General features: G+C 59.6%; 7 protein-coding genes. 4 read left to right on the top strand and 3 right to left on the bottom strand.

The window, feature by feature from the left end; genetic code table 11:
* Positions 1 to 235: 235 nt before the first annotated feature.
* Positions 236 to 3,367 (bottom strand): transglycosylase domain-containing protein, encoded by a 3,132-nt coding sequence (locus tag K3819_RS23475; RefSeq protein ID WP_085610897.1) that lies wholly within the window; start codon positions 3,365 to 3,367, stop codon positions 236 to 238.
* Between the two features lie 498 nt (positions 3,368 to 3,865).
* Here K3819_RS23475 and K3819_RS23470 point away from each other — a divergent pair, with 498 nt between their 5' ends.
* The 4 genes from K3819_RS23470 to K3819_RS23455 all read left to right on the top strand — a co-directional run bounded on the left by K3819_RS23470 (position 3,866) and on the right by K3819_RS23455 (position 9,012).
* The gene (locus tag K3819_RS23470) at positions 3,866 to 5,287 is read left to right on the top strand and encodes an amino acid permease (protein ID WP_115079077.1); all 1,422 of its coding nucleotides are present in this window, start codon (positions 3,866 to 3,868) and stop codon (positions 5,285 to 5,287) included.
* A 171-nt stretch (positions 5,288 to 5,458) separates the two neighbouring features.
* A complete protein-coding gene (locus tag K3819_RS23465; RefSeq protein ID WP_221398040.1) occupies positions 5,459 to 6,964 on the top strand; it encodes a glucosyltransferase domain-containing protein in 1,506 nt (501 codons plus the stop codon).
* A gap of 108 nt (positions 6,965 to 7,072) precedes the next feature.
* Positions 7,073 to 7,447, top strand: a complete 375-nt coding sequence (locus K3819_RS23460; protein ID WP_085610895.1) for a GtrA family protein — start codon at positions 7,073 to 7,075, stop codon at positions 7,445 to 7,447.
* Positions 7,444 to 9,012, top strand: a complete 1,569-nt coding sequence (locus K3819_RS23455; RefSeq protein WP_221398039.1) for a glycosyltransferase family 39 protein — start codon at positions 7,444 to 7,446, stop codon at positions 9,010 to 9,012. Before K3819_RS23460 ends, K3819_RS23455 begins: the two co-directional genes overlap by 4 nt.
* 4 nt (positions 9,013 to 9,016) lie before the next feature.
* On the opposite strand, the gene K3819_RS23450 is transcribed toward K3819_RS23455, so the two are convergent.
* Both K3819_RS23450 and K3819_RS23445 read right to left on the bottom strand, forming a co-directional pair.
* A complete protein-coding gene (locus K3819_RS23450; protein ID WP_085610893.1) occupies positions 9,017 to 10,636 on the bottom strand; it encodes an FMN-binding glutamate synthase family protein in 1,620 nt (539 codons plus the stop codon).
* Positions 10,637 to 10,672: 36 nt separating this feature from the next.
* Complete coding sequence (locus tag K3819_RS23445; protein WP_011335770.1) at positions 10,673 to 11,473, bottom strand: LuxR C-terminal-related transcriptional regulator; 801 nt, start codon at positions 11,471 to 11,473, stop codon at positions 10,673 to 10,675.
* Between the last annotated feature and the right edge of the window lie 21 nt (positions 11,474 to 11,494).

Below are 11,494 nucleotides of genomic sequence, written 5' to 3'. Positions count from 1 at the left end.
ATATCAAGATAAACAGCGTCGATACGCGATTTTATCAATTCGTAATGTTGCCCTTTGTATTCATTTATTGCAGTCATTGGTGAAGCCTTGAATAAGTCGTGAGTTTTCAGACTAACGTTCAAGACTCGGAATGATTAGTTCAAAAGCCTGTTTGGGAATGCTGGGGTTTATCGCGGATCCATTGAATATTGATATGTATAAAACATATAAATAACACCCCGGCTTTGAATCCGTTTCAAGTGCCCGTACTCAGTGCCGCCACCGCTGTGTTTGCAGGGGGCAGGCACTGCGAGTCGCTGCCCGGTTGCAGGTACGGCATCAGGATCGGTGCCATGCCCTTGAGCACTTGCACCGGCAGGGCCGAGGTGAATTTGAAGTTCTCGGCCGAGCGCCCCGGAACGAACGCTGTGAGCGTGCCGAAATGGTGGTCGCCGATGTAGAACACGAAGGTCGCCGTGCGGTTGATCGACTTCGAACTGAGAATCCGTCCTCCGGAGCCAATCGCTTCGATCCGGTTGTCGCCTGTGCCGGTCTTGCCGCCCATGGTCAGCGGTGTTCCATCGGCCAGTTTGAAACTGCCGGAAACACGTTTGGCGGTTCCCGAGTCCACCACTTGCGACAGCGCTTCACGCATCGCCGTGGCGACTTCGGACGGCATCACCCGTTTGCCCACATGAGGATCATTGACCAGTTTCGTTTCGTAAGGCGTGCCAGCGGCAAAGTGCAGGCTGTCGATGCGCAGGGTCGGCATGCGCACACCGTCGTTGAGGATGGTGCCGATCAGTTCGGCCAATGCGGCGGGGCGATCCCCGGAGCTGCCGATGGCGGTGGCCAGCGACGGCACCAGGTGATCGAACGGGTAGCCGACTTTCTGCCAGCGCTGATGAATGTCGAGGAACGCTTCGATCTCCAGCATGGTGCGGATGCGGCTGTCACGTGCGCCCTTGTGCCGGCTTTTGAACAGCCAGCTGTAGACTTCCTGGCGCTCGAACTGGCTGGCCTTGACGATGTCCTTGAAGGTCGCATCGGGGTGGTTGAGCAGGTAGCCGATCATCCACAGGTCCAGCGGGTGAACCTTGGCGATGAAGCCCTGATCCGGCAGGTCGTAGGTGCCGGGGCCGTAGGCCAGATAGAGCCGCTCCAGGCGTTCGTCGGTGAGTTTCTCGGTAATTTTTACGCCCTTGAGGTGCGAGCGCACAAAGGTGTTGAAGTCCTCCTGGCTGGCGTTGGGCAGCAGGTAACGGTGCACGGCGGCCATTCGGATCGGGGTCGGGCGCATGCTGTCGAGGAAGGTATCGAGCCGGGCCTGGGTGTCCTTGTTGCGGTACTTCTTCCAGAACTTGAGCAGGAACGAGGTGCCCTCGCGATCGGCGAACGAGGCGAGGTATTCCTGACGTCTTGGGTCGCGGTCGTCCTTGAGCAGCTCGGCGCTGTTGTTGGGGCCTGAGTAGGTGGTGTAGCGCACCAGATCGCGCATCAGGCGAATGAACGGCAGGTTGATCGATTCGCGCAGGGCATCGCGCAGGGTCGGCAGGCGGCCGTTGTCTTCCTTGCGAAAGTTATGAAACGTGTGCAGCCCGCCACCGGTAAAAAAAGCTTCGCCGGGACTGGCCGAGTATTTGCGATCAAGGGCTGCGCCGAGCAATTTCGACAGATCGCGATCCTTGTTCTGGATCAGGTAATCGACCACCCACCGGCTCAGGCGATCCTGTTCAGGGACCTCGACTTTCTTCAGCTCCGGCACGCTCATGGCGGCGTATTTGTCATGCAGCTCGGCGATGATTTGCAGGTAGGTGGTCAGCACCCGCATTTTCGCCGTGGAGCCCAGCTCCAGTTTGCTGCCTTCGTTGATGTCGAACGGCTGATCGGTGCTGTCGGTCTGCACCCGCACACGTGAACCGTCCGGGGTCAGCTCGAACAGGGTGAAGCTGTAACGCACCTGAGTAGTGCTGGTGGGCGTCAGCAGGCGTTCGCCCATCAGGCCGACTTCGGTCGCATAGGCCGGGTCAGCCAGTCGTTTCAGATAGGCGGTGGCCTGGGTTTGCAGCTCGCCTTGCAGGGTGCTGGTGGCGGAGAGGTCGAGGCGGTCAAGGTCGTACAGCGGACGGTTGAGCATCGATGCCAACCGGCTGCGGGCGACACTGATGCCCTTGTTGGTCTCGATCGGTTGAATCGTCGGCTGGGTCTGCCAGTCGCGATAGCTGATGGTGCTGGCCAGCGCGGCATCGGCCAGGGCGGCGTCGATCACACCGTTCTGTTTGAGCAGGCGCAGGTGGCTGTTTGTCAGTTCGACCAGTTCCTCGCGGCCCTTGGTCAGGTAATGCGAAGGACGGCGCTGAGCGATCATCAGCGAGAGCATTTCGCGCAGGGCCAGGCCCTTGTCCGCCATGGACTGCGGATCGGTCGCCGAGCTGGAGAGTTTGCGGTTGGCCTCGTTGAAATCGGCGCCGTACCAGACCCGCAGGCCCTCGGCCATGCCGTGCACTTCGCCATGTCCCGGCACCGCCGACAGCGGCACGCTGTTGAGGTAGTCACGAATGATGTTCTGCCGCGCCGGCAAGGTGTCCGGGCCGCCCTGATAGGCGCGCACGCTGGCGGAAATCATCTGGCGAATCTTCTCCGCGCCGGACACCGTCAGGCCGTCAGGCGAGTGGCGGTATTTCTCAAGTTGCGTGGCCAAAGTACTGCCACCGGCCGACTGCCCCGGCAAGTGCAGCAACTTGGCGACCTGCGACCACGCGGCCATGCCGAAGCGCGGCCAGTCCACCGCCGGGTTGGCCAGCGGTTGCTTTGGGTCGAGCAGAAAACGGTTTTCGATGAACAGCAGGCTGTTGACCACCACCGGCGGGATCGAATCGAAACTCGCGTACAGCTGCTGCGGATAGTTGTACTGATACAACGGCGCTGCGCGGCAATCGGTGATCGACAGCCCGGCCTGGATCTTCTCGGAGTAGGGCACGAACAAGCCCTTGTCGGTGTAATTGAGCAGGGCCGGGGAGAAGCGCGTCTGCTCGGTGATCACGTAGTTGCGCTTGAGCAGCCGTGGCAGGAACTCGTCCAGCGAGCTGTAGCCCAGGCGCAGGTCGAACGGCCCGTTGCCCGGATAGCGGATCGCTTCGCTGGGCCCCGGTTGCAATTCGTACTTGAGTTTGGCGGCGTACTGGCTGACCTCGCGGGACTGAAAGCGCGAGGTGCGCATTTCCTTCATCGCGGCCAGGCCCACGACAATCGCGATGATCACCACCAGAAGCCAGAAAGCCTTCCACCCGTGCCGGTTGCGGCGGGGTTTTTCAGGTAAAGGCGCTTCATCCACACGTTCAGTCGGAACCACTTTTTCACTCGAATCGGTTTGCCACAAAGCGCCCATAGTCGATTGATCCATTCACGCAGATTGATCGGACTTGTCTGAAGCTTAGTCGGTGGTTGGCGCGGGTGAAAAAATTGTGAAGGCGGGACCCTGAACAAATCTGCACATCCGGCTGCAACCCTCCGGCAAGTGATCGCAGGCCTGAAAAGTCCGGAACAGAGAGGTCCTGAGGCAGCTGCGACTTTGGTCGCGGCATGACGTTGCACCATTGCTGTGCAATACTCGGCGCCCATTTGCGCCGTGAATAATCCTCGAAATGCAGGATGGTTTGTCTCGTAAACCTCGCAATAGACGAGGTTTAAGTCTGAATCAGATGCCTTATAGAGTGAAAAAACCTGTCGCAAGCTTTTTATACTGCACGCCCCGCTGATCCCGCAGGTTGCTTCTGCGGGACGATCCTGCCCACGAAGCAGGGCCGGTTTTACCCAGGCGCAGGCTTATCGGCCGACGCTTGAACACTCGGTGGTCACATCCAATAACAAGACGAGGAACTCCCCCATGCCAGTCGGCAATCACCCGCCCCATGGCGAAACCGCTCAAGGCGGTCCGCTCAAACGCGAACTTGGTGAACGGCATATTCGCCTGATGGCGCTCGGCGCCTGTATCGGTGTCGGTCTGTTTCTCGGTTCGGCCAAGGCCATCGAAATGGCCGGCCCGGCGATCATGCTCTCGTACATCATCGGCGGTCTGGCGATCCTGGTGATCATGCGCGCCCTCGGCGAAATGGCCGTGCACAACCCGGTTGCCGGCTCCTTCAGTCGCTATGCACAGGATTACCTCGGCCCGCTGGCGGGCTTTCTCACCGGCTGGAACTACTGGTTCCTGTGGCTGGTAACCTGCGTCGCCGAAATCACCGCGGTGGCGGTGTACATGGGCATCTGGTTCCCCGATGTACCGCGCTGGATCTGGGCGCTGGCGGCGCTGGTCAGCATGGGCTCGATCAACCTGATCGCGGTGAAGGCCTTCGGTGAATTCGAGTTCTGGTTCGCCCTGATCAAGATCGTCACCATCATCGCCATGGTGCTCGGCGGCATCGGCATCATCGCCTTCGGTTTCGGCAATGACGGCGTGGCGCTGGGGATTTCCAACCTGTGGGCCCACGGCGGCTTCATGCCCAACGGCGTGACGGGCGTGCTGATGTCCCTGCAGATGGTGATGTTCGCCTACCTCGGTGTGGAAATGATCGGCCTGACCGCCGGTGAAGCGAAGAACCCGCAGAAGACCATCCCGAATGCAATCGGCTCGGTGTTCTGGCGGATCCTGCTGTTCTACGTCGGCGCGCTGTTCGTGATCCTGTCGATCTACCCGTGGAACGAAATCGGCACCCAGGGCAGTCCGTTCGTGATGACCTTCGAGCGTCTGGGCATCAAGACCGCCGCCGGCATCATCAACTTCGTGGTGATTACCGCTGCACTGTCGTCGTGCAACGGCGGCATTTTCAGCACCGGGCGCATGCTCTACAGCCTGGCGCAGAACGGCCAGGCGCCGGCCGGATTCGCTCGCACCTCGAGCAACGGCGTACCGCGTCGGGCGTTGCTGCTGTCGATCTTCGCCTTGCTGCTGGGCGTGCTGCTCAACTATCTGGTGCCGGAAAAAGTCTTCGTCTGGGTGACCTCGATTGCCACCTTCGGCGCGATCTGGACCTGGGTGATGATCCTGCTGGCCCAGCTCAAATTCCGCAAAGGCCTGAGCGCCAGCGAACGTGCGGGCCTGAAGTACAAGATGTGGCTGTTCCCGGTCAGCTCGTATCTGGCGCTGGCGTTCCTGGTGCTGGTGGTCGGCTTGATGGCGTACTTCCCGGATACTCGTGTGGCGCTGTATGTAGGCCCGGCGTTCCTGGTGCTGCTGACCGTGTTGTTCTACGTGTTCAAGCTTCAACCGAGCGATGCGTCCCAGGGCGCGGTGCGTTCGGCTTCGTAATTCGTTGTTGCTGAAACTTGAAAGCCCCGGTCGAAAGTCCGGGGCTTTTTCGTGGGTGCGAGGTTGATGCCGCTGGTCTGAAATCAGCGCAAAAAACGACTTCTGATTCAGAGTCATGTTCGAAGGTTTATCTACGTTGTTTCCCGCGCAGCCGTGAACAGAGGCGCAGGTATGAGGATCAGCGATTTTCTCGTAAGAGAACTCGGCCGCCGTCAGGTCGTGCTGTTCTTCCTGCTCGCCACGCTGCTCTACATCCTGCCGCTGATTCTTGCCGACTTCCCCTACATCGACGACAACTGGCGCACCCTCGCTGCCGGCAACGCCTGGGCGGGGCAGGGGCGGTTGTTCATGGATTGGCTGTATCAGGCGCTGAGCTTCACCGGCGCTGCGCCGAATATTTTTCCACTGCCGCTGTTGCTCGCCACCGTAGCGATGTCGTTCGCTCTGACCCGGCTGACCTTCCACTATTTTCCCGAACCGACCCTGGCCTGTTGTCTGGTGCCGTTGCCACTCTGGTACAACCCGTTCCTGTTGCAGAACCTGTCCTATCAATACGACGGCGCCGGCATGGCCCTGAGCCTGGTCGCGGTGATTTATGCGATCACTTTTTATGGCGCTTCACGCATTCAGCGTTGGCTGGTGCCGTCGGTGCTGCTGGCGCTGGTGATCGGGTTGTATCAGATCAGCCTGAATGTGTTTCTCGGGTTGTGCTGCCTGGAATTGCTCAGGAATGTTCACCGGCGAGTGCCATGGGATGAACTCTGGCACCGGTCGGGCTGGCGGCTGGCGCAACTGCTGCTGGCAGTGTCGATCTACAGCGTCACGGCTTATCCATTCACTGACGCCGGACGCACGCAATTGCTGAATCCGAGCGCTGACCCGTTGCTGCAGATCGGCGTCAATATCGGTCGGGTGATGGAGAAGGTTGCGCTGCTGTTTCACGGCGGCTACACGGTGGTTTGTATTGTGTTGGTGCTGTGCGCCGTCTTCGGCGCCGTGCAGTTGGGGCGCCAAGTGCGCGAGCGCGAAATGCCGCGCGCCAAGGGTTTGCTCCTGAGCTTCAGTTGCCTGCTGGCATGGTCGCTGATTGTGCTGCTGGTGCCGGGCTTTACCCTGCTGTTTCGCGACTTCAACGAAGGCGCACGCACCCTGATGGGGTTTGGCGTGCTGTTGATGCTGCTGTTCTATCTGGCTTGGCTGGGGTTGATGCCGCTGCATCAACGGTTGCCTTTGGTGTTGGCGATTCCGCTTCTGGCCACGCTGTCACTGTCCTTCGCTTATGGCCGGGTGCTGACGATGGAAAAAACCTTCGCCAGCAGTGCGCTCTACAGCCTCAGCCACGACATCTCGTCCCATCGAGAACTGCGCGAAGCCAAACGGATTTATCTCTCGGTGACGTACTCCGACCGCTGGCTCGCGGGGGCGGAAGGGACGTTCAAACAACTGCCGGTGCTGCGTTACTTGCTGAACATCGACTACTTCATGCTCGCCGAAACCCTGCCATCGGCGGGCATCACCAATGTGGTTGCAGAACGCGAACGACGCAACGCGACCCACGCCGGTCTGATGGGCTATCCACCCTTGGTGGACAGCCTTTATTACCGCCTCTACCTGATCGGCGACTACGGCTTCATCGTCATGAAAGAGCCGCCCCACGGGCGGTTATTGCAATGGTGACCGTTGGTCAGAAACCAGCGCCTACCTGTAATTTCTGACAGTAGACCGCACCCGTACCTTGCCCTAGCGTGAAAGCTCCGCCCGTTGCAGTGACAGCAAGGATTGACGATGAGGATCTTGTGGAAAGGATTTCCCGCCCAAACGGCAATCGGCCTCGCCGCAACGCTGGTCCACTGGCAGGTTTTTTTCGTACTGACCAGTGCGGTTCAGCTCGATCAGGCGGCAAGCAACTTCGCTGCGTTTTGCATCGCCGCATCCTTCGCGTTTTACATGAACGCGCTCTACACGTTCGAGACCGGAACGTCGGTGCTGGCGTACCTGATGTTTATCAGCGTGATGGGGGCGTTGAGTTACGGCACAGGTGTGATCGCCGATGCATGGAGTCTGCCCGGACTGGTGACGGTGTCGGTGTTTTCACTGCTGGATCTGTTGCTGGGGTACTGCTTTTTCCGGTTTGTATTGTTTCGTGGGCGTCAGGCATGAAAAGCCTTGCGAGTGTTGCCGCCTCCGCCGGGTTCACTTCCTTGAGGATCGACAGACTGGCCCTTCTGGCGGTTGTATCCCTCGCCCTGTTCGTCCGGTTCTACGCCATTGATGTGCCGAGTATCTGGTATGACGAGGCCTACAGTCTGTTACTGGCCCGAGAAACACCGACACGCATCTGGGCATTGACGGCGCTGGATGTGCATCCGCCGCTTTATTACGTCCTGCTGCATTACTGGGTGCTGCTGTGGGGCGAAGGAGCGCTGCCGGCCCGTGCGCTGAGTGCACTGGCGGATGTCGGGACGTTGCTGCTGAGTATCAAGTTGATGAGCCTGATTGCCACACGCCGGGCGGTGTGGATGGCTGCATTGCTGTTGGCTTTATTGCCGGTTTCAGTTCGTTACAGTCAGGAAGTGCGGATGTATACCTTGCTGGGGTTCTGGTTGATGGGCGCTACGGTGGCGTTGGTGTGTTGGGCCAGGAGGCCGGAGCAAACCAGGTTCGCGGCTTGGTATGTGTTGTTGATGACTACAGCGTTTTATACCCACTACTTCGCGGGTTTGTGCATGTTGGTGCATTGGCTGTTTTGGTGGCAAAGCGGAGTGCAGCGCTACGCAACGAGAATGGCGGGAGAGCAATGGTTAGTCGCGAATGTCGCCATCGTTTTTCTATATTTGCCCTGGATACCTCACCTCTTATCGCAGCTTGCGCTCACCGAGGGCTTGGGATGGATCGAGCCTGTGACCTTACAGGGGGCAATGACATTAGTCTGGCAGTTCACCGTAATGGGGGACGGCATCTCCCAACCGAGTCTATGGCACCTGATGCCCCTTGCTCTGGTGGTGTCGTGTGCCGTGACAGCCATTATCAATAACGAGGGTGAGCGACGATACAGTGTTCTGTTGGTGGGCTATTTCTTTATCCCGCTGGTTGCTGTTTACCTGATCTCTTTGTTTCTACCGTTGCTTGTACCCCGATATCTGGTTTTTACCGCGCCAGCTCTGCCGATGATTGCGGCGCTCGCTTTGGACATCTGGTGGCCGCGTCGTTTTATGTTGGCGAGTGCGGCATTGCCGCTTTTCGTCTTTGCGCAATTGCATGGGCTGAGTACGGTGTATTGGCAAACAGATGGGTTGAATGGAACCGAGAGACGCAGAGACACCCAGTTTTCTCAGTTGATGGCGCAATTGAATCAAAAAGCTCGCCCGGGAGACGAAATCGTAGTAACCAACGCTTTTTGGTACCCGACATTTGCTTATTTCAACGTCACCGGCATCGCTCCCAGGTTTGAGATCTCATCGATGGATGGCTTCTTGAAACTCACCCGTCGCAACGCCTTGAGCCTGATTCAGGATCCAGTAATGAATACCTATCTCGACGGCGTAACGATTCTGGATTGTCATAGCCAAAGGATCTGGTGGATCACAGACGCCGATTTACATGCTGACAGGCCGCTTTTCGCCAAGGGATGCACGCCCTCTATCACGATCCACGGCGCTCCCATTTCGGCTTATTTGTTTGCCCCGGATTCTGTGCCGACATCCATGGACGCCGACATGCAATAAGCACTCAGGCAGCCACCCCATCCTGCGGCTCAAAACTATCCGCCCGTGCCATCTGCCACATCCGCGAATAGAACTCGCCGTTCACTTCCCCGGTGAGCAATTCCCCCGGTTTCAGGAACACGTGCAGCTGCGAGAACAGTTTGATTTCAGTCGCCGACATGCGCCGCACCAAATGCTTGGCCGACAGTTGCGAAGGATGATCGAGGCCGGCGGCGGCGAGCATTTCCGCCAGTGCCTTGAGTGTATTGCGGTGGAAGTTGTAGACCCGCTGGGCCTTGTCCGGCACTACCAGCGCGCGCTGGCGCAGGGTGTCCTGGGTGGCGACGCCGGTCGGGCACTTGTTGGTGTGGCAGCTTTGCGACTGGATGCAGCCGATGGCGAACATGAAGCCGCGCGCCGAGTTGGCCCAGTCGGCACCGATGGCCAGCACGCTGGCGATGTCGAAGGCGCTGACGATCTTGCCGCTGGCGCCGAGTTTGATCTTGTCCCGCAGATTCAGACCAACCAGGGTGTTGTGTACGAACAACAGGCCCTCGCGCATCGGTACGCCGATGTGGTCGGTGAACTCCACCGGTGCGGCGCCGGTCCCGCCTTCCTTGCCGTCGACCACGATGAAGTCCGGCAGGATGCCGGTTTCCAGCATGGCCTTGGCGATGCCCATGAACTCCCACGGATGACCGAGGCAGAACTTGAAGCCCACCGGTTTGCCGCCGGACAGTTCACGCAGTTGCTGGATGAAATGCATCATCTCGATCGGCGTGGAGAACGCGCTGTGGCGCGACGGTGAAATGCAGTCTTCGCCCATCAGGATGCCGCGGGTGTCGGCGATTTCCCGGGTGACCTTGTGCTTGGGCAGGATCCCGCCGTGGCCGGGTTTGGCGCCCTGGCTCATCTTGATTTCGATCATCCGTACTTGCGGAGTCTGCGCCTGGGCGGCGAAGCGTTCCGGGTCGAAGCGGCCGTCGCTGGTACGGCAGCCGAAGTAGCCGCTGCCCAGTTCCCAGGTCAGGTCGCCGCCATGTTCGCGGTGATAGGGGCTGATGCTGCCTTCGCCGGTGTCGTGGGCGAAATTGCCGAGCTTCGCACCTTGGTTCAGCGCACGGATCGCGTTGGCGCTGAGGGAGCCAAAGCTCATGGCCGAAATATTGAACACCGACGCCGAGTACGGCTGGGTGCACTGCGGGCCACCGACGGTGACGCGGAAACTGCTCGGGTCGCTCAACGGCGCCGGACGCATCGAGTGGCCGATGAATTCGAAGCCGGACTGATAGACGTCGATCAGGGTGCCGAACGGCTTGTCGGCGGTTTCATTCTTGGCCCGCGAGTACACCAGCGAACGCTGGGCGCGGGAGAAGGGCAGGGCGTCGCTGTCGGATTCGAGCAGGTACTGGCGGATCTCCGGGCGGATGCCTTCGACCAGATAACGGATGTTGCCCAGGATCGGATAATTGCGGCGCACCGCATGCGGGCTCTGCAGCAGGTCGAACAGACCGATCAGGCTCAGCACCCCGGTGACGGCGGTGATCGGCCACAGCCAGTCGTGTTCGAGAAAGGGCAGGCTGGCGAGGGTGAACATCACGCAGACGGCAAAGAAGGCGTAGCGGCTCAGGAGTGACAGGCTCATACGGTTTCCTTGGTTCGGACGGTTTTTTTGCGGCAGTCAGGCGTTCTGCGCCTGCAGAAAGATCGAAAACAGCTCCGACTGGGATTTGATCCCCAGCTTGCTGTACATGTGTTTCTTATGGACTTTCACGGTTTCAACAGAGATTTCCAGCTTACGGGCGATTTCTTTACTGGAGCAACCGCTGAGCATCAGGCGCCCAACGTCCAGTTCCCGCGCGGTCAACTGCGCGCCCTTGAGCTGCTGCACCGACGCCTCGAGCTGCACCCGCCAGTCCGGTTGCGCAGGCGCCGGAGCCAATGCCACGGTTTCGTTGATTTCATAGGGCAGGCGCTGGCGCAACAGGCCGAGCACCCACGGCTGGATCAATGACAACAGGGCAATCTGCTCGCCGGTGAAGCGTTGCTGGCTGCCCAGCGACAGGCACAGCGTGCGGTCGCCCTCGAGCTGGCAATTGAACTGGATTTCGTCGGCCACCACATTCAGACGAAAGTATCGCTGGTAATACTCGGTCAGTTCGAAGTGCTCCGGCGCGACCTCCGACAGGCGATACAACCCGGTGCGCGACTGCTCGCGGCAGGCGATGTAGAACGGGTCGAGCAGGTACAGACCGCGCAGGTAATCCTGAAACAGCTGATCGGGACTGCCGTCGGCACCGGGGCATTCGGCGAACACCTGCGGGTGGCGGTCGGCGCTGAACAGCAGCGCCACCCAGCTATCGAACGGCACGTACTGGTCGAGCAGGCGCACCAGTTGCGCCCAGAAATTCGGCTTGTCGAGGGCGTCGATCAACTGTCCGACGGCGCGGTGCCAGGTGATGTCGTCAAACGAAAGAGTCATGCCTCTACCCCTATCGGGTTA

The organism is Pseudomonas sp. 3-2 (assembly GCF_019710535.1).
Lineage (GTDB): Bacteria > Pseudomonadota > Gammaproteobacteria > Pseudomonadales > Pseudomonadaceae > Aquipseudomonas > Aquipseudomonas pharyngis.
Note: the sequence above shows the minus strand (reverse complement) of the source record. Positions and strands in the feature narration are given on the sequence as shown.

Excerpts from the sequence above, each read along its gene's own strand:
- K3819_RS23470 (WP_115079077.1), top strand. The coding sequence starts at position 3,866 with ATGCCAGTCGGCAATCACCCGCCCCATGGCGAAACCGCTCAAGGCGGT.
- K3819_RS23455 (WP_221398039.1), top strand. The coding sequence starts at position 7,444 with ATGAAAAGCCTTGCGAGTGTTGCCGCCTCCGCCGGGTTCACTTCCTTG.
- K3819_RS23465 (WP_221398040.1), top strand. The coding sequence starts at position 5,459 with ATGAGGATCAGCGATTTTCTCGTAAGAGAACTCGGCCGCCGTCAGGTC.
- K3819_RS23445 (WP_011335770.1), bottom strand. The coding sequence starts at position 11,473 with ATGACTCTTTCGTTTGACGACATCACCTGGCACCGCGCCGTCGGACAG.
- K3819_RS23460 (WP_085610895.1), top strand. The coding sequence starts at position 7,073 with ATGAGGATCTTGTGGAAAGGATTTCCCGCCCAAACGGCAATCGGCCTC.
- K3819_RS23450 (WP_085610893.1), bottom strand. The coding sequence starts at position 10,636 with ATGAGCCTGTCACTCCTGAGCCGCTACGCCTTCTTTGCCGTCTGCGTG.
- K3819_RS23475 (WP_085610897.1), bottom strand. The coding sequence starts at position 3,367 with ATGGGCGCTTTGTGGCAAACCGATTCGAGTGAAAAAGTGGTTCCGACT.